Here is a 21,925-nt window from a genome sequence, read left to right on the forward strand (position 1 = left end):
TTCCCCCTTATAGAAATCCGTTTTCTTGTAAAAAGCTTTCGGTCATTGAGTCTGTTCTTTTTACAGGTTTAGTAATAAAGCGTTCGATATATTTACCAATCATGTCACACTCAATGTTTACGATGTCTCCCGCAATCTTTTCTCCGATAACAGATTCACTTACTGTGTGCGGAATGAGTGAGATTGTGATGGAAGATTCGTCTATATCAAATATTGTTAAACTCGTTCCATCAACAGCAACGGATCCTTTATGCAAACAATAGCGCAGCAATTCATCAGAAATAGCTATTTTGTAATAGACGGCATTATAGTGTTGTTTTTTGTTTAATATCGTTCCGATGCCATCAATATGTCCCGAAACGAAATGTCCACCGAATCGTCCGTTTGCAGCCATTGCTCGTTCTAAATTTACTTTAGAGTGCGGTTTAAGCGTGCGAAGTGATGTTGATTGCATCGTTTCAGGCATTGCATCCACTGTGAATGAAGTTGTTGTGAAACTCGTTACAGTTAAACAAATACCGTTAACCGCGATGCTATCCCCTAAGTGAACATCTGATAAAATCTCATTTGCATGGATTGTTAACTTCATCGCTTCTCCGCTTTGTTGCATGTTTGCGATAGTTCCTAATTCTTCTACAATTCCTGTAAACATTCCGTCACCTCACTTCGGGCATTCGCAACGATTTTTATATCATCGCCAATTTGTTTCATCTCTTGAATTTCTAAGGAAAGTGCATCTTGTAATGTTGCGAAACCATTTCCACCAAATAAAGTAGGGGCATCTTTCCCGCCAATTAATTTTGGGCTTATATAAGTTACAATTTCATTGAAATTATTTGTTTGTAAGAAACTTGCATGAACTGTTTGACCACCCTCAACGAAAAGAGATAGGATTTGTTTTTCGCCGAGTAGGTCTAAAACATCTTGAATTTCAATCTGCTTCGTTTTCATTTGGAATATAGCTATATTTTCAGATTCATAAGAAGCTATTTTTTCTTTATCTACATCCTTCCCGACAATAATCCATGTTGGTGCTAAACCATCTGTTATGACGTGAGAAGATGATGGCGTTCGTAAATGGGTATCTAAAATAACGCGAATAGGATGTTTCCCACCATTTGGAATTCTTGTCGTTAAATGCGGATTATCAGCTATAACCGTATTCACTCCAACGAGAATTGCATCATGTGTATGGCGGTATTGGTGAACATCAGCTCGTGCTCCTTCACCTGTAATCCACTTACTTTCACCAGTGACAGTTGCTGTTTTTCCATCTAAGCTCATCGCTGTTTTTATTGTTACAAATGGACGTTTCGTTTTCATGTAGTGAAAAAAGAAACGATTTAATAAGGTGGCTTCTGCTTCAAGAATACCGGTAGTTACTTCAATGCCAGCTTCTTCTAATCTCCTTTTTCCATTACCAGAAACGAGAGGATTGCAATCAAGAGTAGCAATTACAACCCGTTTGACTCCTTTTTTGATGAGCAATTCACAGCAAGGTGGTGTTTTTCCAAAATGGCTACACGGTTCAAGTGTTACATAAACGGTAGCTCCTTTTGCTTTTTCACCAGCCATATGAAGAGCATGAACTTCTGCGTGTTCTTCACCGGCACGTAAATGAGCTCCCATACCGACGATGTTTCCGTCTTTTACAACAACAGCACTAACCATAGGATTTGGACTTGTTTGTCCGGATGTTCCTTCTGCTAACTGCAGGGCAATCCTCATATATTCTTGATCTGTCATTCTCTTCACCTCTCCTGAAAAAATCAAAAAACCCCAAGGATTTTATATCCTTGAGGTTTGGGAGACGTGATTTCTAGAAATATAGTTCGAATACGAAAGTATAGGAAAGAAACCTAACGATGATTGATATTTTTGCATAAGGAAAAAACCTAGCAAAATATCGAATTTTTCAAACGCTAGTCGTATCTTTTTATTTCAGTATAGATACATAAGTATACAAAATAAAACATATATAAAGATTCAAAATGAAACTTTATAAATATGCATACTGAAATAAAAGTGTATTCGCTATATAAAATTACTAGAAAACATATCCTTCTCCCATCCAGACTATACTGTCGGCCCTAGAGTTTCACTAGATCCACCGTTTTCGAGTTGAAAACGGGTCACGGACTTAGAAGTTTTCACTTCATCACCGCCGGTTGGGAATTTCACCCGACCCCGAAGGATGTTGTTTGCTCAAATTATAGCACAAAAAAAATAAAAGGCTAGTAAAAAATATTCGAATGTGAAGAATTGTGTGAAAATACATGTGAGTTGGAATGAGGTCAAAAGTATGAGAAATGTTGTAAGGAAAAGGGGGGACGAGAGTTAATGAAAAGAAAAAACATGCACAAAAAAATGTGCATGTCACATGTGAAATTATTCTGCCTCTGGTGCTCTAACAACAGACTCGAATTTACCTTTATGCGAAGCATCGCAATAAGGCATATTTTTTGATAAACCACAACGGCATAAAGAAAATGCCGGTTTTGCTGGGAATACATTCCCTTGTGAATCGACTAATTCCACGTCCCCTGTAACGCGAAAAGAGCCATTATCATTTACTTTAATTTGTACTTTTGCCAACGTTATCCCTCCTTCCCAAACGCTTAATTTCATCATATAATCAAGGGAAGTACTTGGCAATATAAAGTGAAACTTTAATTAGTGAGGGAGGCATCCCCCACTAATTATTAGTTGAACCATTCGGGCTTTTAGGGGCAGCTAATCTCCCACCTAACTTCTTTGTTTCAGCCGGATTTTGAGGTGGGAGTTTTACTGCCCGCAAATAGCGGGGAAAAAAGAGCACTTTATTTGAGAAAGAAGAGAGTGTTATAATAGTCTTCATAACTGACTAGAGTAAGGTGACGAGAGATGGATAAACAATTACATACATTACGAAACATTGCAAATGAGCGCACGTGGGCATCATTTTTGAATGATAATCATCCATATAGTTTGTTACATTGGTCCATTGCAGGTGTAGGGCAAGAGGCGAAGGATGTTTGGTTACTTCAAGATGAAGTAACATTTCAAACGACAGAATTTCCAACGTTAGACGATGCAATGCAATGGATTTCTGAAAATATGGAACAAGTTACAGACGTTTTAGCGCAATAAAAAAACAGGCTTATGCAAGCCTGTTTTTTGTTTCTTTTACGTATGTGTTTAAAAATTGATCGAGGGCTGCTTCGTACTCTTCTTTATTTTCGTTATAAGAGCAAGCGTGTGCACCGTGTTCTGCAATATACAGTTGTTTATTATTTTCTTTCGCTTCATATAACGCTTTTGTCATATCAGCTAAAATATAATCGTCATCTTTACTGTGAATAAAGAGCACCGGATTGTTAATGTTTTTTATACAGTCAATTGGTGAAACTTCACGAATTGTATAACCGTCACGAACTTTTAAAAATGCGTTTGCTAAAGGTAATAAAGGCCATTTTGGTAAATGGAATTCAACCTTTAAACGGTGCTGTAATTGTCCGTAAAAATCAGAGAAAGGACAATCTGCAATATAAAAATCAGCACCATCTTCTACAAGCCCTGCGTATTGAAGAAGTGTTGCAGCTCCCATCGATTCACCATGAATGCCAAGGATTATATTTTTGCCAAAACGACTTTTTAGCCAATCAACTACAGATTTTAAATCATGTTTTTCATAGTATCCATAGCTTGTTGTTTTTCCGCCAGTTTTACCATGACGACGATGATCATAAATAACGACATTATATCCTCTGTTTAAAAATAACTTTGCATATTTTATAGAATTCATTTTATTTACAGTTACGCCGTGACAAAAAACCATAAACTTATTGGAATGACCAGAAGGAATGTAATATCCGTGAAGATCATATCCGAATTGCGAAGGGATATGAATTTCTTCTTTATGAAGAGCATCAAAATCCTCTATACGAAAATGTTTTTTCGTTTCTCTTTCGAGTACTTCTTCCTCTGTTTTTTTCTTTAAGTACATCACTTTATTTGTAAAGAAAATCCCAAGGGCAGTTATCGCACCTAGTATAGTAAACAATGCTGCAAAAAAACGTTTCATACTTTACCTCATCCTCCAAATACCGTTACATGTGATACACTTATATTGTATCACAATGATAGAAAAGGGGAGAAATAGGAAATGCTGCATATACAAAAAATTACGCCAGCGATGAAAGAAACAATCCGAATGTTCATGTGTGAGAACTGGGGAAGTTCATTGATGGTTTCGCGTGGTAAGGGGCATCAGTTAGAAGAGTTGCCAGGATTTGTTGCGCTCTCAGATGACAGAATAATCGGAATTATAACGTATGAAGTGACCAGAAATATGTGCGAAATTGTATCGCTAGATAGCTTTGAAGAAAGAAAAGGAATAGGGACGAAACTTGTGGATTGTGTATTACAAGTTGCAGAAGAAGAAGGGTGCAGGCAGGTTTGGCTCATTACAACGAATGATAATATGAACGCATTACGTTTTTACCAAAAGCGAAATTTCATGATGACAAATTTATATGTGAACGCAGTGGAAGAGGCACGAAAAATAAAGAAAGAAATTCCGTGTATTGGGTATGATCAAATCCCGATCTTACATGAAATTCAGCTAGAATATCGTATAATAAAATGATGTAACAATTTTCAGAAATATAAGTTATTAACCTTGACGAAAATTGTAATTTAGGTTACCGTAAAATTGTAATCTATTACCATATTAAGGGGTGACGATGTGGCAACTATACGTGATGTTGCAAAATTGGCAGGTGTTTCAGTCGCAACTGTTTCAAGAGTTATTAATGAAAAAGGATACGTTCATGAAGACACAGTAAAACAAGTAAAGGAAGCAATTGAGGAATTACACTATAGACCAAATAGTGCGGCGAAACCATTATTTAAACAAGATTCAACGATAATTGCATTACTTGTAGACAATTTATGTAATCCATCAAACATCACTTTGCTACATTGTATTGAAGAACTAGCATATAAAGAAGGATATCAAATCATTGTTTGTAATATAGAGAATAAAGATAAATATATACATATGTTAAAGCAAAATAACGTTGCAGGTGTTATTTTGACGAAAGCAGTTTTTAAAAAAATAGGGGAAATCTCACTTCCGTGTGTAGTGATTGATGAAAAACAATCTCTTACAGATTATTATGAAGGTGGACAGAGAGCTGTTTCTGTATTGAAAGAGAAAGGGTGCCACTTTCTTGCTTATATCGGTGAGGGAGATGAAAGTGAAGAAAAAGAAGACCATGTGTCAGGATTTTTAGACGCTGTTTGGGAGGAAGGAATCTCTTATCGAGAAGAAAGTGTGCAAGGGTATACGCATAAACAGTTCATTACATTATTACAAAATCATCCGTATATAGATGGAATTGTAATCTCAAGTGATAAGATTGCTATTGAGTTAATCCGAGCAGCGAAATTTTTAAATATCCATATACCAGATAAATTACAAATTGTTGGACCTAACGGGAATATAGAGTGCGGATGGATAGGTCCATCACTACCGATAATTGAAAGTGATGTCGAAGAAAATGGGGAAATAGCTTTTAAAAAATTAATTGGAAAAATAAAAGTAAAAGGTGCGTTGTAAAAAACGCACCTTTTATAATGTAATGGCGGCAATAAAGCCGAATATAAGTAACGGTATATTATAATGTAGAAAAGTTGGTACACATGTATCCCATATATGATGATGTTGACCATCAGCATTTAAGCCGGATGTTGGTCCAAGTGTACTATCTGATGCTGGAGATCCTGCATCACCTAGCGCTCCTGCTGTACCGATAATTGCAATCGTTGCCATTGGGCTAAATCCAAGTTGGATGCAAAGTGGTACAAAAATTGTTGTTAAGATAGGGATAGTTGAAAAGGATGAACCAATTCCCATCGTAACGAGAAGTCCAATCACAAGCATAAGAAATGCAGCGAGTGGTTTGTTATTTCCAATTATATGTGCACTCGTTTGCACAAGAGATTCAACATGTCCTGTTTTTCGAAGAACAGCTCCAAATCCAGCGGCAGCAATCATAACAAAACCAATAAAGGACATCATGCGCATTCCACTTGTTAATATCGCATCTGCTTCTTTAAGCGGTAGACTACCACTTACCGATAAGACGATAATCCCTGCTAAAGCACCGAAAATCATTGATTCGGTTGCTAATTGAACAGTTAATGTGGCTATGATAGATAATAATCCGAAAGTAATGCTACGTTTTGTATAGGGAACGATTTCATTTTCAGTAGTGTGAATTTGTTCTGTTTCATACGTACGAGGTTTTCGGTACGTAAAGAATACCGCTACACATAATCCAATAATCATACCGATTGCTGGAATAGTCATTGCTTTTGGAATAAGTGCAACATCAAATGTAAGACCGCTTTGCGCAGCATTTGTTTGCAATACGTCATGATAAATTTTTCCGAAACCTGCTGGAATCCACATATAAGGAGTAATCAACCCGAATGTAATAATACATGTAACTAGTCTGCGATCCATTTTCAGCTCATTTAATACTTTTAAAAGTGCTGGAATTAAGATGGGGATGAAAGCGATATGAACAGGAATAACATTTTGTGAGAAGCAAGCCATCGTTAAAATGATGAATAAAATAAGTATTTTAGAATAAACTTGTTTTTTCGTGTCTTGTTCATTGCCAATCCATTTTAATGCAGTTTGAATCATGGCATCTGGAAGTCCTGTTTTGGAAAGGGAAATAGCGAAACCGCCAAGCATTGCATAACTTAAAGCAATTGGGGCACTGTTTCCAAGACCAGTTGTAAAAGTGTTAATAGTTTCTGAAATACCGAGTCCGCCGATAATTCCGCCTGTTAAAGCTCCAACAATGATGGCGACAATGACCTGGACACGTAACAAACTAAGCAATAGCATAACTGCTACTGCAACGAGTACAGCATTCATAATAAATGTAATCTCCCCAAAATTTTATTGTGTTAAGGCAAGTAAATATGAAGCACCTTGCTATATTTATACATAGTTGCGACATATTATTATAAATTGTTTTCTATGAAATGTAAAAGAGCCTTTTGTTACTAATGCTGAAAAGCTAGCTCTTGTTTAATTGATTGTAAAGAATGAGCGAATAATGCTGGTTCTTCTAAATCGGGAGAATGTGCTGAATTTGGGAACCAAATCATCTTTTTTATGGGCGCTTCTATCACATCACAATATTCCTGAACGAGTGCATAAGGAGTTTGGTAATCATAGCGACCAGAACAAAAATAAACGGGAATAGATAAACTAGAAATAGAAGAAAAGAAATCGATTGCCAGCATTTCTTCCCATAAAACGCCAGATTTTAAATTTCCTGCGAGAAACTTGAACCAATCTAATAGCGTATATTCAGGAGAAAAGAAGCCTTTCCGTATGAAAGAAAAGGAAGATCCGTTTTGGATTGCTCCTCCGAATGTGCCAAGCCACTTTCTTTGAATAATAAGACGTCTCGTATCTAAAAATGGTGGTTTACCTAATTTTAAAAGAGACGCTAATGCTTTTTTATGATCATGTTTTTTGGCGGAACGAATTAAATGCTGGTATAGCAATTCTTCGTTTTGTTTCATATGTACAATCTGTCCAATACCGATGTAAGCCTCGATATACTGTGGATATTGATGTGCTATGTTAAGTCCAATAATGCTTCCCCAAGAATGACCAGCGAGAAATAGTTTCTGTTTATTGAACTTTTTAAGTACATATTGAATCACTTCTTTTGCATCGGCAATGAATTGTTCGATTGTAAAATTGGCTCCGAAATCTTTCATTGAAAAGGATTTACCTGCCCCGCGCTGATCCCAATTAATAACGATAAAGTGCTTCTCCAATTCTTTTTGAAAATGACGAATAAATCCAATTTGTGCCATTCCAGGTCCGCCGTGACAGCATAATAAAATAGGTTGCTCTACGTTTTGCCCGCGCATAAGGAGGGTTAGTTTGCGGTTATTAATTATAACGCTTTCTAGCGTAGCGATACTATTTGGAATGAGTTGTTTATTTTTATTATAGAACCGGGGGGTATTGCTACGAAAAAGCATGTGGAAACCTCCTTTTCTGAAATCATACGAATCGCACAGGCTATTTGTTTTGCATATACTGTTAGAAAATCATTGTAACATACCATACTAGTGTCATTTCAACACGGGAGGAGGGAAATTGTGACGATTGGAGAAATTATAGATTGTTTAAATAGACGTGAATCCATCGCTATTATAGCAAAACGTCTTGAAATAAGCCCGTATACATTATCGAAGAAATTAAGATGGATTGGATACGAATATGATGGAGAACGGAAGAAGCGTATTTTTGTAGGAGATGGAGAAGAACCACGTCACTTACAACTCCAAGAAGCGACCGCCCTTCAATATACGAAAACAGATTATCAAGTATTAATTTATGAGCAATTACAAAGTATTTATGAGTTATTAAGAAAGAGAGAAGAAGTAATTGCCCCGATTATGAGTATAAGTACAGAAAAAAAGAAACGTACCTTTTCTATTAATGTAGAAATATTAGCGAAATTAGATGTTATATCAGAATCGAAAGGGATTCAAAAATCTAAACTTGTCGAAGAGGCGTTACTACAATTTTTACAACAATATGATGTTAGCAAAACATCACATTTTGATAACTAAAGAAAAGGATACTATGTTCATCTTAAGAACGAGTATCCTTTTTGGGTTTCACATATATCACAAGTAAAATAACGGTTGTTTGTTCCTAGCGTACTTAATTTATTTTTTGAATTCTTCCATCAATAATTGGCTGAATTGGTTCTTTTAATTGTTTTACATAATCGACTAGCGCTTCAAAGTCGTTTGGACCAGTTTCTGAATTCTTCCCATTTTTAAATGATACGAATCCGTCACCACCAGAAGCTAAGAAAGCATTCGCAACTACGCTATATGTTTTAGATGGAGATAATTCTTCGCCATTTGTTAAGCGTATATTTGTAACCTTTTCACCGTTTGGTCTATTTGCATCCCAAGTATATTGAATACCTGAAATTTGAAGCATTCTTGTTGTTCCTTTTTGCCATTGTTGATTTAAAATATCACGAATATCTTGACCTGTTAAATCTACTTTAATTAATTGATTTCCAAAAGGCTGAATGCCGTATAATTCGCCCCATGTAATATCACCAGCGTCTAAGTCATTACGAATGCCACCAGGATTCATAAGTGCGATTTGAGCTTGCATCGTTTGGCGCTGTGCATCGGCAATTACATTTCCAAGAGTAGACTCACCAGCATCGTTTTGTTTACGATCGATAGGTGCTGTAGACTTTCCGACTACTTCATTTACAAGTGGTGCAATTTTTTCTTTATATTGATTTAACTTTTGTTGTACTTGTTTATCAGGTTCTACACCTTCATGATATGTTGTAATAACTTCAGCTTTTTTCTTCACAATATCTTTTGTTTTACGATCAATCGTTACATCTACATCAGAGAAAGCCGTTCCGTAAGAGTTCGCTTGGACAATTAGTTTATTATTAACTGTACCATTTACATACGTATGACTATGTCCACCGAAAATAACGTCAACTTCTGGATCTGTTTCATTGGCAATTCGAGTAAGATCTCCATTTGTTACGCCTGACTCCTCGGTCGTTCCGCCGACATGAGCAAGGACGACAATGGATTTAACGCCGAGACGTTTTAGTTGTTGCGTTGATTTATTAATAGCTTCTACTTCGTCAGTTATTTGTACATTTTTAAGCATAGTAGGCATAACGACATTTGGTGTATCAGTTGTAACAACGCCAATGAATCCTACAGGAACACCATCTACCATTTTTACAGTAAATGGTGGTAAAAATAAGCGACCAGTTGATTTGTTATAGAAATTAGCAGCGACATAAGGGAAGTTAGCACCTTTGAAATTCCCAGTTTTTTCGTGATATCCACCGTAAATGAGGCGTTTCATTTCATCAATGCCTTCATCAAATTCATGGTTTCCAATTGTACCGACATCAAATTTTAAGTCATTTAAAAATTCAATCGTCGGTTCATCTTGTAATAATGCTGAAACTGGTGGACTAGCTCCGACAATATCACCAGCATGCACGAGAAGTGTATTAGGGTTTTGTTTTTTACGTTCTTTTAAATAAGTAGCTAAGTAATCAGCGCCACCAGCTTCTTTGTTATTAATTTTTTTTACAGTATCTAGTTGTCCATGGAAATCATTAATACCAAGCATTTGTACGTCTATGTAGCGGTTTTGTGCAGCTGGAGTCTGAGATGGGGGAGCAGCGAATACACTTGAAAAAGTAATGGTGCTTAAAACAGCAACGGCAGGAATAATTTTTTTCCACATAGTTCATTTCTCCTTTTTTATAATCTGACATCATACGACATAATTTTAATAGATTCATAGAATTATATCTATAAAAAAATTTTGTTTTTTCGAAAAATTAACATATTTACAAAAAAAGAATAATAGAGTAGGGAACCTTTTTTATTGTCGATTCTACCGAGTATCTACTATAATGGAGAAAAAAGTAAAAGGTGAGCAGCATGAAGAAAAAGAAACAAAGACAAGTACAAAGACAATCTCAAGTGAATCAACCAAAGAATGAATCGCTAACGTTAGGGGATCAATTAAACGATTCACTTATGCAACAATTAAAAAATAAGAAAAAAGAGTTGCAAGTGAGAGAAGAGAAAAAAGAAGCAGCAGAACTAGAAAGAAAGCGTCAAGAACAAAAAGAACGTGAAAAAAATAAATCATTTGAAGAACTGTTAAGTGAAAGCAATCTTACTTGGAAAGACTTTAAATAATAACAAAAATGATCAGTGAAATACTACTGATCATTTTTTGACGAGTTTGTAAGAAAAGGGGAGTTAGAATGAGGAAAATTGTCGTCGTTCCGCATGAAAATCATTGGGGTGAAAAATTTCAAATAGAGGCTGAAAGATTAAAGTCAGCGATGCCAGAAACGGTGAAAATCCATCATATTGGCAGTACATCGGTGCCGGGACTGGCAGCTAAACCTATTATTGATATGATCATGGAAGTAGAAAGTATCGACAGAGTAGATAGGTGGAATGAACGATTTATAGAGCTTGGTTACATCGTCAAAGGGGAAAATGGTATTTCAGGACGCCGCTTTTTTATTCATGGAACGGAGGAAAAGCGCTCATATCACTTGCACGTGTTTGAAAAAGGAAATCCTGAGATAGTAAGGCATTTAGCGTTTCGTGACTATATGATGGCTCATTGTGAAGAAGCAGAGGCATATGCAACTTTAAAGAAAGAATTAGCCGAAAAATATACATATGATGGCACGCAATATACGGAAGGGAAAAATGAGTTTGTCCGTAATGTGGATGAAAAAGCGAAAGAATGGAGAGAAGGAGATGCGAATAATTGAGTTCACGTTTTTCGTGTATAAAATTATTATGTAAACTGTACGTATGTTTTGACTTTTGGGATAAATATTGTTGAAATAAAGTTGTGGTTTATAAAAATGTAACAATGAAAGGGAGACGACTGTGCATATTCCAACAATTACACTTCATAATGGCGTAAAAATGCCGATGATTGGCCTAGGTGTTTATAAAGCGAAAGAAGGCGACGAAGTAAAGCAGGCAGTAAAAACAGCGTTAGAGGTTGGATACCGTTCAATTGATACAGCAACTGTATACGAAAATGAAAGCGGTGTCGGAGAAGCGATTCGTGAATCAGGAATTCCGAGAGAAGACATATTTATTACGACAAAAGTTTGGAACGACGATCAAGGATACGAGGAGACACTTGAGGCGTTCGAAAAAAGTTTAAAGAAATTACAAATGGACTATGTAGATTTATATTTAATTCATTGGCCAATTAGAGGAAAGTATGTTGATACGTACCGAGCTTTAGAAAAATTATATGAAGAAGGTAAAGTTCGCGCAATTGGTGTTTCTAATTTTCATCAACATCATTTAGAATTGTTATTACCAAATTGTAAAGTGAAGCCAATGGTAAACCAAGTGGAACTTCATCCGATGTTAGCGCAATTTGAATTGCGTACTTTCTGTCAAGGTGAGCAAATTCAAATGGAAGCGTGGAGTCCATTAATGAGGGGCGGCGAAGTATTCCAGCATCCAATCATTCAAGCTATTGCTAACAAATACGAAAAAACACCTGCGCAAGTTATATTACGATGGGATATTCAAAGTGGAATTGTTACGATTCCTAAATCTGTTACACCATCTCGCATTCAGGAGAATTTTACTATTTTTGATTTCTCACTAACTGAAGAAGAGATGAATCAAATTAATACGTTAAATCTTAATTTACATGTAGGAACGAATCCTGATAAATATGATACGCTATAAAAAAGACGCTACCAGCATGGTAGCGTCTTTTTAACGATGTAAAGCATAGGTATCACATTTGGCAATTTGCTGAAGCTGTATATATTTTTCTTTTGTTAAGTGTGTTTGTTTACTAGCCTGTATATTCTCCTGTAATTGCTCAATAGAACTTGCACCAGGTATAACAGCTGCAACAGTTTCATTATGTAAGCAATATTGAATAGCTGTTCCTGTTAAAGAGCTTTCTCCAACCGTTTCTTTTACGCTCGCTAGTGTTGTATGTAATTCATCGTAGGAATAAGAAAGGTAATCTTTTTCTTTTACTCTTTCTACCTTTCTTGCATTGTTGTCGGTTAAAATTCCTTTTGCAAGTGGTCCACGAGCAATGACGCTAATTTGATGTTCAGTAAGAAGTGGGAACCACTCTTCTGGACGACGATTTAAAAGGCTATATTCCATTAGTACGCTAACGATATTTGAGCGTTTTGCATACTCGCGGATGACATTTGGACGTATAGAAGAAATCCCGTAATGGCGAATGATACCTTCTTTTTTCAATTCTTCAAAAGCTTCAATGGTTTCATCTATAGGATCTTCAATCGTCCCGCCATGTAGTTGATAAAGATCAATATAATCTGTTTGAAGTCTACGTAAACTTTCTTTTACTTCAGTCTTTATATAAGCTTTGGAAGGATCCCAAGACCAGCCATTTTTTTCTTCTGTCCATCGATTTCCAACCTTCGTTGTAAGAACCATTTTGTCTCGTTTGCCTTTTAAGGCTTTTCCAACAAATTCTTCATTTAATCCATAATCATATAAATCCGCTGTATCAAAAAAATTGATTCCTAAATCGATTGCTTCATCGATAATATGCATAGCCTCTGTTTCAGATGTACCGAGAGACATACAGCCAAGGCCCATTTCTGTAACAAACAAATCTGAGTTTCCTAATTGACGTTTTTTCATAGGTCAACCTCCTTACCTTTATTGTACGAGAGGGGAAAGAGGTTGACAAACGTTTCCTTTTGATCCCGCATTAACTGCCCATAAAAGTCCGAGTGGTGTGGGTTAATAATCAGATGAGGATGGCCTCTTAGGACTAATGTTTCACTTTATTTGCTGTAATCCACTCTTGTACAGTTGTATACTCTTTGCCATATTGTTTTAGCTTATGGCGAATTTGCCACGCTTTTCCGACTAAAGTGACGCGATTTGGTAAAATATAAACTTTCATTTCTATCACGCTCCTTTCAATGTGGTAAAATGTATGAAGAAAGCATAGGAAATAGAACAGGGAGATGAAGTAGTATGAGTAATCTTGCAGAGAGAACGGTAAAAACTGAGCCGATTTTTGATGGTAGAGTTATAAAAGTTCGTGTTGATGATGTAGTATTACCAAATGGAGAAATGAGTAAACGTGAAATTGTAAATCACCCGGGTGCAGTTGCTATTATTGCTATTACTGATGAGGGGAAAATTGTGCTTGTTGAGCAGTATCGTAAAGCGCTTGAAAAGGCGATTATAGAAATTCCAGCTGGCAAGTTAGAACCGGGTGAAAAACCTGAAGTGACAGCGGTTCGTGAATTAGAAGAAGAAACAGGATATGTATGTGAAAACATGGAGCTCATTACTTCTTTCTATACATCTCCAGGATTCGCAGATGAAATTTTATATGTATATAAAGCGACAGGTTTGACAAAAAAAGAAAATAAAGCAGCTTTAGATGAAGATGAGTTTGTGGAGTTAATGGAAGTATCATTAGAAGAGGCGAGTACTCTTATGAAAGATCTTCGTATTCATGATGCGAAGACGATGTTTGCAGTACAATATTTACAACTACAAAAATAAACACTCGCCAAAGGCGAGTGTTTTTTAATTAATTTTTGCATATACACGTGCATCACGTAAGCTACCATCCGGCGCTAGGAAATCATTTTCCATCGTGCCTTCTAAAATAAATTCTAAACGTTCTGCTAAGTTACATGCGTTTGTATTTGTTGCATCAGTACGAATTTCAATTCTTCTAGCACCTAGTTTATCAAAGGCGAATTGAATGGCACCTTTAATAGCTTCGGTCATATAGCCTTGTTTTGTATAAGCGCTATGTAGCCAGAAGTGAAGTGAAAACTTTGGAATATCCCAGTTTTCAGGTTTGAGCGTAATCGCCCCGATGAATGTACCTGATACTTTATCGTATAAGTGAAAATCAAGTGTTTCACGAAGTAAAAACTGCCCGTGAGCGTTGCGAACAATTTCTTCAGCACTCTCTTCTGTTTCAGCGTTAATTGGTATCCACGGCACTAAGTCTTCTAGGGAAGCTTGGATTGCTTCATACACTTCGGTACCATCACCTGGAAACGGTTTGCGAACTTGTAAGCGTTCAGTTTGAAATAATGTTGGAAAATCTAATAATAATGGTTTCAAGAGAAATCCCTCCTATTCTCTACTTTTTAGTTTAGCAAAGTAGAGCGGAATTTCAATGTTAATTCGTCATACTTTTTTTCTTTCTTTCATACATTTCTAGTAATAGTGTGAACGGAGGGAAGAAAAATGTGGCGAAAAACTTGGCAAGACCGTGTAATGTCTCACATACAGGAAAACTCTTCATTATATATATTTAACGCTGTTTTATTATTGATGGGAGTAATATTTGGAGCCATTCTTGTGAATAGTTTACAAATAAATCAAAAGCAAGATTTATCATTTTATTTACAGCGTTTTTTTGGACAAGTTTCTAAAGGAGAATTCGCTATCGCGGGCGAAATGTTTCGAGAAAGTTACTTTTCGCAGTTAAAATACATCGGCTTTATTTGGATTTTAGGGATTTCAATTATTGGATTACCACTTATTTTTATTTTATTATTTGTAAAAGGAGTAGTTGTTGGATTTACAGTAGGTTTTTTAGTAAGTCAGCATGGTTGGAATGGATTATTACTTGCATTCGTATCTGTATTGCCACAAAATCTTATCATAATTCCAGTATTTCTCGTTATGACAACAATTGCCGCAAGTTTTTCCTTACGTATGATTAGACATCAATTTATCCGGAAAATAACCGAGCCACTATTACCATTATTAATTCGCTATACATGCTTCTTTCTTGTGATTGGAGCGGTGTTAGCTCTTGCTTCTAGTGTGGAAGCTTATGCATCGCCAGTTTTAATGAAAGAAGTCGTTGAAGCTATTAATAAAAAATAAATACTTTTTGAGAATAATTATCAATTTGTTTTTATTGTTTTTCTTTTGACAGAAGCCCTTCTTCTGATATAATGGTGTAAGAGTGGCGAGGAGGGAGTAGTACCGAATGGAAGAAAGAATTGAACGAATTAAGAAGCAATTACATGCAGCGAGCTATAAATTAACACCGCAACGTGAAGCAACAGTTCGTGTGCTGCTAGAAAATGAAGAAGATCATTTAAGCGCAGAAGATGTTTACCTCCTTGTAAAAGAAAAGTCGCCAGAGATCGGATTAGCAACCGTCTATCGAACTTTAGAGCTATTATCTGAGTTGAAAGTTGTCGATAAGATTAACTTCGGAGACGGTGTTTCACGCTATGACTTACGCCAAGAAGGTGCGCAGCGTTTCCACCATCATTTGATTTGTACACAATGTGGTGCTGTACAAGAAATACAAGAAGATTTACTTGGTGAAGTGGAAAGGAAAGTAGAACGAGACTGGAGCTTTAAGGTGAAAGATCATCGTTTAACATTCCATGGGATTTGTAAAAATTGTCAAGAAATTGAAACGGATGAAAAATAACCTTTTCCTATTTATCTAGGAAGAGGTTTTTTATTTGAATAAGGTATAAATTGGTGAAAGCTTGGCATATGTTGTAATAACTTATATTTTGGAGGAGTTTACAATGCGCCGAGCTTTAAAATTAACTTTTGATGGAATAAAAGTATTTTTATTATTTACAAGTTGTACGATTTTGTTTTATTTCGCTATACTATGGATAAATGAAGAATATGAAAGCTATCATCGTTATGAAAAACCAAAAGAAGAGACTGTAGAAAAAGTATCAGGGAATGAAGAACCGGCAAAGGATGCTTTCGTAAATAGAATGATGTTTTTCTATGAAAATGGGGAGTAGTGTAGATTGGAAGATCAATTAAAAGATTTTATTCATTATATGGTTGTCGAAAAGGGATTAGCGAAAAATACAGTAGTATCTTATGAACGTGATTTGAAAAGTTATGTAAAGTATTTGCAAAATGTAGAACAGACCAAAACTTTTCATGAAGTGACACGCTTGCATATTGTTAACTTTCTGCAACATTTAAAAGAAAACGGAAAATCTTCGAAAACATTAGCACGTCATATTGCATCGATTCGTTCGTTTCACCAATTCTTACTTCGTGAACGGGCGGTAGAACACGACCCATCCGTACATATTGAAACGCCGCAAGGGGAGAGGAAATTACCAAAAGTATTATCAGTTGATGAAGTAGAGGCGTTACTTCAGACACCAAAAATGACGAGTGCTTTTGGAGTTCGTGATAAGGCGATGCTAGAGTTACTGTATGCGACAGGACTTCGCGTTTCAGAATTAATCGCACTAAATTTAGAAGATGTACATTTAACGATGGGGTTTGTTCGTTGCATAGGGAAAGGGAATAAAGAAAGAATTATTCCATTAGGAAGTTTAGCGACGGAAGCAATTCAAAAGTATATTGAAAAAGGAAGACGAGAATTGATGGGGAAAAAAGTAGTAGATGCACTCTTTTTAAACCATCATGGTAATCGATTATCAAGACAAGGTTTTTGGAAAATTTTAAAACGATTAGCGAAAGAAGCAAATATTGAAAAAGAGCTGACACCGCATACGTTGCGTCACTCTTTTGCTACGCATTTATTAGAAAATGGGGCAGATTTACGTGCTGTACAAGAAATGCTTGGACATGCAGATATTTCGACGACGCAAATTTATACGCACGTTTCAAAAACTAGATTAAAAGATGTATATAAACAGTTTCATCCGAGAGCATAGTTACTATGCTCTTTTTTCATAGATTCAGAAGGGAAGGTCGTTTCACAGAAACTTCACAAATATTTCGTACATTGTTTTCAGCAGAAGACTGGAATATTACAATGTGTTTCCTCTATACTAAATAAAGTATGAAGGAGGAAATGATGATGAAAAAACTTATTATGACTTTATTTATCGCGATGCTAGCGTTGGCTGGCTGTAATACAAACAAAGAAGAACCGAAAAAAGAACAGAAACTGGAAGCTGTAAAAGTAGCAGTTCAAACAAATCCGAAAGAAATTAAACCAGGTGAAAAAACAGAAGTACAAGCACTTGTTACACAAGGAAAAGAAAAAGTAACGGATGCTGATGATGTAAAGTTTGAAATTTGGAAAGCTGGCGACGAAAAGCATGAGATGTTAGATGGTAAGCATAAAGGGAAAGGTGTTTATGCAGTAGAGAAAACGTTTGAGACGGATGGAGTATACCATATTATCGCTCACACAAATGCACGTGAGATGCATGTTATGCCAGAAGTAAAAGTTGCTGTAGGAAATGCGAAAGTAGAAGATGCGAAAAAAGAAAGTAACAATCACGATGCAGGGCACGGCGATCACAAAAGTGACACAATGATCCACCTTATGGCTGATGATATAAAAGTAAATAATGAAGCAACAATGAAAGTTCATTTAAAGCAAAAAGAAGAGGCATTAACGGGTGCTGAAGTCCAACTTGAGATTTGGAAAGATGGTGTTGAAAAACACGAATTTATTCCGGCGAAAGAAGGGAATAAAGGAGAGTATGAAAGTAAACATACTTTTAAAGAGAACGGTACTTACAAAGTGAAAGTGCATGTGAGAAAAGGCGAACTCCATGAACATAAAGAAGAAACAGTAGAAGTTAAATAATGAGCAGCTCTTTAGAGCTGCTTTTTATTTTGTATAAAGAAATAAGTCACAAAATAGTTAGCACTTCTTTGTATAATGGATTACAATAGAAGTGTGAAGAAAATGAGAAATTCTACGAAAATGTATTAAAAAGAAAGCGTAAACATGTTATGATATCAATATCAGATGTCTGACATCTGACTTAGAAAAAACTAGAAATGTTTTTACGTCGTTTCAAGTAAAACAAAATAGGTTAGAGAATGATTTAAAGAAGTACTGTTTGACAATGAGAACGAAAGATAATTCTTATGGAGAACAGTTTCACTTTATAGCGTTTTGAACATACTACAGGAAGTAGAACTGAACTTATAGGAGGTCGCAGTTATGAATAAATATAAACGTATATTCCTAGTCGTAATGGACTCTGTTGGAATCGGTGAAGCACCAGATGCTGAACAATTTGGTGATTTAGGATCTGATACAATTGGTCACATTGCTGAACATATGAATGGGTTACAAATGCCTAACATGGTGAAATTAGGTCTTGGTAACATTCGTGAAATGAAAGGTATCTCTAAAGTAGAAAAACCACTTGGATATTATACAAAAATGCAAGAGAAATCTACTGGTAAAGATACAATGACAGGGCACTGGGAAATTATGGGTCTTTACATTGATACACCATTCCAAGTGTTCCCTGAAGGATTCCCGAAAGAATTACTTGATGAATTAGAAGAAAAAACAGGTCGTAAAATCATCGGTAATAAACCAGCTTCTGGAACTGAGATTCTTGATGAGCTTGGTCAAGAACAAATGGAAACAGGTTCTTTAATCGTTTACACTTCTGCTGATAGCGTATTACAAATCGCAGCACACGAAGAAGTAGTGCCGCTTGATGAATTATATAAAATTTGTAAAATTGCACGTGAATTAACGTTAGATGAGAAATACATGGTAGGACGTGTTATCGCTCGTCCGTTCGTTGGAGAACCAGGTAAATTCACACGTACACCAAATCGTCACGACTATGCGTTAAAACCATTCGGTCGCACAGTAATGAATGAATTAAAAGATAGCAACTATGATGTAATTGCTATTGGTAAAATTTCTGATATTTATGATGGCGAAGGGGTAACTGAATCACTTCGTACGAAGTCTAATATGGATGGAATGGATAAGCTTGTAGATACATTAAATATGGACTTTACAGGTCTTAGCTTCTTGAACTTAGTTGACTTTGATGCATTATTTGGTCACCGCCGTGATCCACAAGGATACGGAGAAGCTCTGCAAGAGTATGATGCTCGTCTTCCAGAAGTATTCGAAAAACTAAAAGAAGATGATTTATTATTAATTACAGCAGATCACGGTAATGATCCAGTTCACCACGGTACTGATCATACACGTGAATATGTACCGTTATTAGCATATAGCCCAAGCATGAAAGATGGCGGACAAGAATTAGCACTTCGCCAAACATTTGCTGATATTGGTGCAACGGTAGCAGAAAACTTCGGTGTGAAAATGCCAGAATACGGAACAAGCTTCTTAAACGAGCTAAAGAAATAGGGGGATAAACAAATGAATCGTGAACTTATTACAAAATCAGCTTCATACTTAAAAGAGAAATTTCAAGAAACACCACAAGTAGGACTAATCCTTGGATCTGGACTAGGTGTATTAGCAGAAGAAATCGAGAACGCAGTAACAGTACCTTACAGTGAAATCCCTGAATTCCCAGTATCAACTGTAGAAGGTCATGCAGGTCAACTAGTATTCGGTACACTTCAAGGTGTAACAGTAGTAGCAATGCAAGGGCGTTTCCACTTCTATGAAGGATACGACATGCAAAAAGTAACATTCCCAGTTCGTGTTATGAAAGAACTAGGTGTAGAAACGGTTGTTGTAACAAATGCAGCTGGTGGTGTAAATACATCATTCGAACCAGGCGACCTTATGTTAATTTCAGACCACATTAACTTCATGGGTACAAATCCATTAATCGGACCAAATGATTCTGAAATGGGTGTACGTTTCCCTGATATGTCTACATCATACACAGTAGAGCTTCGCGAAATGGCGAAACAAGTTGCAGCAGACTTAAATATTAAAGTACAAGAAGGTGTATACGTTGGAATGACAGGTCCTGTATATGAAACACCTGCTGAAATTCGTATGCTTCGTACACTAGGCGGAGATGCAGTTGGTATGTCAACAGTACCTGAAGTAATTGTAGCGCGTCATGCTGGTATGAAAGTACTTGGTATTTCTTGTATTTCAAATATGGCAGCTGGTATTTTAGATCAGCCACTTCACCATGATGAAGTAATTGAAACGACAGAACGTGTTAAAGCTAACTTCTTAGCATTAGTAAAAGCAATCGTAAAACAAATGAAGGGGTGACCTCACAATGAGAATGGTGGACCTAATTGCAAAAAAACGTGACGGACATGCATTAACGACAGAAGAAATTAACTTTATTGTTGAAGGATATACGAATGGTGATATTCCTGATTATCAAGTAAGTTCACTTGCAATGGCAATTTTCTTCCAAGATATGAACGATCAAGAACGTGCGGATTTAACGATGGCAATGGTAAACAGCGGTGATACAATCGACTTATCAGCTATTGAAGGAGTAAAAGTAGATAAGCACTCAACAGGTGGCGTTGGTGATACAACAACACTTGTATTAGGTCCATTAGTAGCCGCTTTAGGTGTACCGGTTGCAAAAATGTCTGGACGTGGTCTAGGACATACTGGTGGTACAATCGATAAATTAGAAGCAGTTCCAGGATTCCATGTTGAAATCGAAAATGATGAATTTATGCGTCTTGTGAATGAAAATAAAATTGCTGTTATCGGCCAAAGTGGAAACTTAACACCTGCGGATAAAAAGTTATATGCACTTCGTGATGTAACGGCAACAGTAAACTCAATTCCGCTTATTGCAAGCTCGATTATGAGTAAAAAAATTGCTGCTGGTGCAGATGCAATTGTTCTTGATGTAAAAACTGGAGCAGGTGCATTTATGAAAACAGATGAAGATGCAAAACGTTTAGCAGAAGCAATGGTGCGCATTGGTAATAACGTTGGTCGTAATACAATGGCAGTTATTTCTGATATGAGTCAACCACTAGGTGAAGCTATTGGTAACGCATTAGAAGTACAAGAAGCAATTGATACATTACAAGGTAAAGGACCGAAAGATTTAGAAGAGTTATGTTTAACACTTGGAAGTCAAATGGTATACCTTGCTGGACAAGCTTCATCTTTAGAAGATGCTCGTGAAAAGCTAATTGAAGTAATGAACAACGGAAAAGCATTAGAATCGTTTAAAACGTTTTTATCAGCGCAGGGCGGCGATGCATCTGTTGTTGATGATCCTTCTAAATTGCCACAAGCACAATTTAAAATTGAGGTAGAAGCGAAAGAAGACGGATATGTATCAGAAATCGTTGCAGACGAAATCGGAACAGCAGCAATGCTTCTAGGAGCAGGACGTGCAACGAAAGAGTCTGAAATTGATTTAGCAGTTGGTTTAATGCTTCGCAAAAAAGTAGGGGATAGCGTGAAGAAAGGTGACTCACTAGTTACAATTTACGCAAACCGCGAAAATGTTGAAGATGTAAAAGCGAAAATTTATGAGAACATGAAGATTTCTAAAGAACACGTTGATGCACCAACTTTAGTACATGGTATCGTAACGAAGTAATAAAAAAGCTGAGGAGATTTCTC

General features: G+C 36.3%; 26 protein-coding genes and 1 riboswitch. Of the genes, 16 read left to right on the forward strand and 10 right to left on the reverse strand.

What is annotated here, in order from left to right:
- Positions 1-7 precede the first annotated feature (7 nt).
- From ribE to BAQ48_RS24015, 3 genes are all read right to left on the reverse strand, one after another.
- Entirely contained in the window at positions 8-652 is a 645-nt protein-coding gene (gene ribE / locus BAQ48_RS24005; RefSeq protein WP_071713085.1) for a riboflavin synthase subunit alpha, read from the reverse strand.
- On the reverse strand, positions 634-1,746 hold the full coding sequence (ribD, locus tag BAQ48_RS24010; protein ID WP_071713086.1) for a bifunctional diaminohydroxyphosphoribosylaminopyrimidine deaminase/5-amino-6-(5-phosphoribosylamino)uracil reductase RibD: 1,113 nt from the start codon (positions 1,744-1,746) through the stop codon (positions 634-636). The genes ribE and ribD overlap by 19 nt, the downstream gene beginning before the upstream one ends.
- A gap of 309 nt (positions 1,747-2,055) precedes the next feature.
- Positions 2,056-2,199, reverse strand: a riboswitch (FMN riboswitch).
- Positions 2,200-2,388: 189 nt separating this feature from the next.
- Positions 2,389-2,595, reverse strand: coding sequence for a CDGSH iron-sulfur domain-containing protein (locus tag BAQ48_RS24015; RefSeq protein ID WP_001151582.1), 207 nt, complete (start codon positions 2,593-2,595; stop codon positions 2,389-2,391).
- 288 nt (positions 2,596-2,883) lie between these two features.
- On the opposite strand from BAQ48_RS24015, the gene BAQ48_RS24020 reads away from it, so the two are divergent.
- Entirely contained in the window at positions 2,884-3,129 is a 246-nt protein-coding gene (locus tag BAQ48_RS24020) for a DUF2552 family protein (RefSeq protein ID WP_000360793.1), read from the forward strand.
- Between the two features lie 10 nt (positions 3,130-3,139).
- Here the strand turns inward: BAQ48_RS24020 and BAQ48_RS24025 are convergent, their stop codons facing one another.
- Positions 3,140-4,063 carry an alpha/beta hydrolase gene (locus tag BAQ48_RS24025; protein WP_071713087.1) on the reverse strand — a complete coding sequence of 308 codons (924 nt, stop codon included), beginning with the start codon at positions 4,061-4,063 and terminating at the stop codon, positions 3,140-3,142.
- 81 nt (positions 4,064-4,144) lie between these two features.
- Here BAQ48_RS24025 and BAQ48_RS24030 point away from each other — a divergent pair, with 81 nt between their 5' ends.
- Together BAQ48_RS24030 and BAQ48_RS24035 are read left to right on the forward strand one after the other, a co-directional pair.
- Positions 4,145-4,627 carry a GNAT family N-acetyltransferase gene (locus BAQ48_RS24030; protein WP_071713088.1) on the forward strand — a complete coding sequence of 161 codons (483 nt, stop codon included), beginning with the start codon at positions 4,145-4,147 and terminating at the stop codon, positions 4,625-4,627.
- Between the two features lie 99 nt (positions 4,628-4,726).
- The gene (locus BAQ48_RS24035) at positions 4,727-5,602 is read left to right on the forward strand and encodes a LacI family DNA-binding transcriptional regulator (RefSeq protein WP_071713089.1); all 876 of its coding nucleotides are present in this window, start codon (positions 4,727-4,729) and stop codon (positions 5,600-5,602) included.
- A gap of 12 nt (positions 5,603-5,614) precedes the next feature.
- On the opposite strand, the gene BAQ48_RS24040 is transcribed toward BAQ48_RS24035, so the two are convergent.
- Together BAQ48_RS24040 and BAQ48_RS24045 are read right to left on the reverse strand one after the other, a co-directional pair.
- Positions 5,615-6,934 carry a Na+/H+ antiporter family protein gene (locus BAQ48_RS24040; RefSeq protein WP_071713090.1) on the reverse strand — a complete coding sequence of 440 codons (1,320 nt, stop codon included), beginning with the start codon at positions 6,932-6,934 and terminating at the stop codon, positions 5,615-5,617.
- Between the two features lie 131 nt (positions 6,935-7,065).
- Complete coding sequence (locus tag BAQ48_RS24045; RefSeq protein ID WP_071713091.1) at positions 7,066-8,064, reverse strand: alpha/beta fold hydrolase; 999 nt, start codon at positions 8,062-8,064, stop codon at positions 7,066-7,068.
- Positions 8,065-8,184: 120 nt separating this feature from the next.
- Between BAQ48_RS24045 and BAQ48_RS24050 the strand changes: the two genes are divergently transcribed.
- Positions 8,185-8,661 carry a ribbon-helix-helix domain-containing protein gene (locus BAQ48_RS24050; protein WP_071713092.1) on the forward strand — a complete coding sequence of 159 codons (477 nt, stop codon included), beginning with the start codon at positions 8,185-8,187 and terminating at the stop codon, positions 8,659-8,661.
- A 94-nt stretch (positions 8,662-8,755) separates the two neighbouring features.
- Here BAQ48_RS24050 and BAQ48_RS24055 read toward each other — a convergent pair whose 3' ends face one another.
- Entirely contained in the window at positions 8,756-10,345 is a 1,590-nt protein-coding gene (locus tag BAQ48_RS24055) for a bifunctional metallophosphatase/5'-nucleotidase (protein WP_071713093.1), read from the reverse strand.
- Between the two features lie 200 nt (positions 10,346-10,545).
- On the opposite strand from BAQ48_RS24055, the gene BAQ48_RS24060 reads away from it, so the two are divergent.
- From BAQ48_RS24060 to BAQ48_RS24070, 3 genes are all read left to right on the forward strand, one after another.
- Complete coding sequence (locus tag BAQ48_RS24060; RefSeq protein ID WP_000727570.1) at positions 10,546-10,809, forward strand: YqkE family protein; 264 nt, start codon at positions 10,546-10,548, stop codon at positions 10,807-10,809.
- A gap of 68 nt (positions 10,810-10,877) precedes the next feature.
- A complete protein-coding gene (locus BAQ48_RS24065) occupies positions 10,878-11,402 on the forward strand; it encodes a GrpB family protein (RefSeq protein ID WP_001227168.1) in 525 nt (174 codons plus the stop codon).
- Positions 11,403-11,523: 121 nt separating this feature from the next.
- Positions 11,524-12,351: an aldo/keto reductase gene (locus tag BAQ48_RS24070; RefSeq protein WP_071713094.1), complete on the forward strand. Its 828-nt coding sequence runs from the start codon at positions 11,524-11,526 to the stop codon at positions 12,349-12,351.
- Between the two features lie 30 nt (positions 12,352-12,381).
- On the opposite strand, the gene BAQ48_RS24075 is transcribed toward BAQ48_RS24070, so the two are convergent.
- On the reverse strand, positions 12,382-13,296 hold the full coding sequence (locus BAQ48_RS24075; protein ID WP_071713095.1) for an aldo/keto reductase: 915 nt from the start codon (positions 13,294-13,296) through the stop codon (positions 12,382-12,384).
- Between the two features lie 133 nt (positions 13,297-13,429).
- Complete coding sequence (gene mciZ / locus BAQ48_RS24080; protein ID WP_000870296.1) at positions 13,430-13,564, reverse strand: Z-ring formation inhibitor MciZ; 135 nt, start codon at positions 13,562-13,564, stop codon at positions 13,430-13,432.
- A 74-nt stretch (positions 13,565-13,638) separates the two neighbouring features.
- Here mciZ and BAQ48_RS24085 point away from each other — a divergent pair, with 74 nt between their 5' ends.
- Positions 13,639-14,178, forward strand: a complete 540-nt coding sequence (locus BAQ48_RS24085; RefSeq protein WP_071713096.1) for an NUDIX domain-containing protein — start codon at positions 13,639-13,641, stop codon at positions 14,176-14,178.
- 24 nt (positions 14,179-14,202) lie between these two features.
- On the opposite strand, the gene BAQ48_RS24090 is transcribed toward BAQ48_RS24085, so the two are convergent.
- Positions 14,203-14,754, reverse strand: coding sequence for a GNAT family N-acetyltransferase (locus BAQ48_RS24090; RefSeq protein WP_000803502.1), 552 nt, complete (start codon positions 14,752-14,754; stop codon positions 14,203-14,205).
- 126 nt (positions 14,755-14,880) lie between these two features.
- Between BAQ48_RS24090 and spoIIM the strand changes: the two genes are divergently transcribed.
- The 8 genes from spoIIM to BAQ48_RS24130 all read left to right on the forward strand — a co-directional run bounded on the left by spoIIM (position 14,881) and on the right by BAQ48_RS24130 (position 21,902).
- Positions 14,881-15,528 carry a stage II sporulation protein M gene (spoIIM, locus tag BAQ48_RS24095; RefSeq protein WP_000269099.1) on the forward strand — a complete coding sequence of 216 codons (648 nt, stop codon included), beginning with the start codon at positions 14,881-14,883 and terminating at the stop codon, positions 15,526-15,528.
- 106 nt (positions 15,529-15,634) lie between these two features.
- Complete coding sequence (gene fur, locus BAQ48_RS24100) at positions 15,635-16,090, forward strand: ferric iron uptake transcriptional regulator (RefSeq protein WP_000392656.1); 456 nt, start codon at positions 15,635-15,637, stop codon at positions 16,088-16,090.
- Between the two features lie 103 nt (positions 16,091-16,193).
- Positions 16,194-16,424 carry a YqzK family protein gene (locus BAQ48_RS24105; RefSeq protein WP_001250432.1) on the forward strand — a complete coding sequence of 77 codons (231 nt, stop codon included), beginning with the start codon at positions 16,194-16,196 and terminating at the stop codon, positions 16,422-16,424.
- A 6-nt stretch (positions 16,425-16,430) separates the two neighbouring features.
- Positions 16,431-17,321: a site-specific tyrosine recombinase XerD gene (gene xerD, locus BAQ48_RS24110; RefSeq protein ID WP_000390086.1), complete on the forward strand. Its 891-nt coding sequence runs from the start codon at positions 16,431-16,433 to the stop codon at positions 17,319-17,321.
- Between the two features lie 143 nt (positions 17,322-17,464).
- On the forward strand, positions 17,465-18,208 hold the full coding sequence (locus BAQ48_RS24115) for a FixH family protein (RefSeq protein ID WP_071713097.1): 744 nt from the start codon (positions 17,465-17,467) through the stop codon (positions 18,206-18,208).
- Between the two features lie 363 nt (positions 18,209-18,571).
- Positions 18,572-19,756, forward strand: coding sequence for a phosphopentomutase (gene deoB, locus BAQ48_RS24120; RefSeq protein ID WP_071713098.1), 1,185 nt, complete (start codon positions 18,572-18,574; stop codon positions 19,754-19,756).
- 12 nt (positions 19,757-19,768) lie between these two features.
- Positions 19,769-20,590 (forward strand): purine-nucleoside phosphorylase, encoded by an 822-nt coding sequence (locus tag BAQ48_RS24125; RefSeq protein ID WP_016086425.1) that lies wholly within the window; start codon positions 19,769-19,771, stop codon positions 20,588-20,590.
- Between the two features lie 7 nt (positions 20,591-20,597).
- Positions 20,598-21,902: a pyrimidine-nucleoside phosphorylase gene (locus BAQ48_RS24130; RefSeq protein ID WP_071713099.1), complete on the forward strand. Its 1,305-nt coding sequence runs from the start codon at positions 20,598-20,600 to the stop codon at positions 21,900-21,902.
- Positions 21,903-21,925: the final 23 nt, after the last annotated feature.

Origin of the sequence: Bacillus luti, assembly GCF_001884105.1 — a bacterium.
Lineage (GTDB): Bacteria > Bacillota > Bacilli > Bacillales > Bacillaceae_G > Bacillus_A > Bacillus_A luti.

What these genes read in the sequence shown, in the direction of transcription:
- ribE (WP_071713085.1), bottom strand. Translation starts at nt 652, where the DNA reads ATGTTTACAGGAATTGTAGAAGAATTAGGAACTATCGCAAACATGCAA.
- ribD (WP_071713086.1), bottom strand. Translation starts at nt 1,746, where the DNA reads ATGACAGATCAAGAATATATGAGGATTGCCCTGCAGTTAGCAGAAGGA.
- BAQ48_RS24020 (WP_000360793.1), top strand. Translation starts at nt 2,884, where the DNA reads ATGGATAAACAATTACATACATTACGAAACATTGCAAATGAGCGCACG.
- BAQ48_RS24025 (WP_071713087.1), bottom strand. Translation starts at nt 4,063, where the DNA reads ATGAAACGTTTTTTTGCAGCATTGTTTACTATACTAGGTGCGATAACT.
- BAQ48_RS24030 (WP_071713088.1), top strand. Translation starts at nt 4,145, where the DNA reads ATGCTGCATATACAAAAAATTACGCCAGCGATGAAAGAAACAATCCGA.
- BAQ48_RS24040 (WP_071713090.1), bottom strand. Translation starts at nt 6,934, where the DNA reads ATGAATGCTGTACTCGTTGCAGTAGCAGTTATGCTATTGCTTAGTTTG.
- BAQ48_RS24045 (WP_071713091.1), bottom strand. Translation starts at nt 8,064, where the DNA reads ATGCTTTTTCGTAGCAATACCCCCCGGTTCTATAATAAAAATAAACAA.
- BAQ48_RS24055 (WP_071713093.1), bottom strand. Translation starts at nt 10,345, where the DNA reads ATGTGGAAAAAAATTATTCCTGCCGTTGCTGTTTTAAGCACCATTACT.
- BAQ48_RS24060 (WP_000727570.1), top strand. Translation starts at nt 10,546, where the DNA reads ATGAAGAAAAAGAAACAAAGACAAGTACAAAGACAATCTCAAGTGAAT.
- BAQ48_RS24065 (WP_001227168.1), top strand. Translation starts at nt 10,878, where the DNA reads ATGAGGAAAATTGTCGTCGTTCCGCATGAAAATCATTGGGGTGAAAAA.
- BAQ48_RS24075 (WP_071713095.1), bottom strand. Translation starts at nt 13,296, where the DNA reads ATGAAAAAACGTCAATTAGGAAACTCAGATTTGTTTGTTACAGAAATG.
- mciZ (WP_000870296.1), bottom strand. Translation starts at nt 13,564, where the DNA reads ATGAAAGTTTATATTTTACCAAATCGCGTCACTTTAGTCGGAAAAGCG.
- BAQ48_RS24085 (WP_071713096.1), top strand. Translation starts at nt 13,639, where the DNA reads ATGAGTAATCTTGCAGAGAGAACGGTAAAAACTGAGCCGATTTTTGAT.
- spoIIM (WP_000269099.1), top strand. Translation starts at nt 14,881, where the DNA reads ATGTGGCGAAAAACTTGGCAAGACCGTGTAATGTCTCACATACAGGAA.
- fur (WP_000392656.1), top strand. Translation starts at nt 15,635, where the DNA reads ATGGAAGAAAGAATTGAACGAATTAAGAAGCAATTACATGCAGCGAGC.
- BAQ48_RS24105 (WP_001250432.1), top strand. Translation starts at nt 16,194, where the DNA reads ATGCGCCGAGCTTTAAAATTAACTTTTGATGGAATAAAAGTATTTTTA.
- BAQ48_RS24115 (WP_071713097.1), top strand. Translation starts at nt 17,465, where the DNA reads ATGATGAAAAAACTTATTATGACTTTATTTATCGCGATGCTAGCGTTG.
- deoB (WP_071713098.1), top strand. Translation starts at nt 18,572, where the DNA reads ATGAATAAATATAAACGTATATTCCTAGTCGTAATGGACTCTGTTGGA.
- BAQ48_RS24125 (WP_016086425.1), top strand. Translation starts at nt 19,769, where the DNA reads ATGAATCGTGAACTTATTACAAAATCAGCTTCATACTTAAAAGAGAAA.
- BAQ48_RS24130 (WP_071713099.1), top strand. Translation starts at nt 20,598, where the DNA reads ATGAGAATGGTGGACCTAATTGCAAAAAAACGTGACGGACATGCATTA.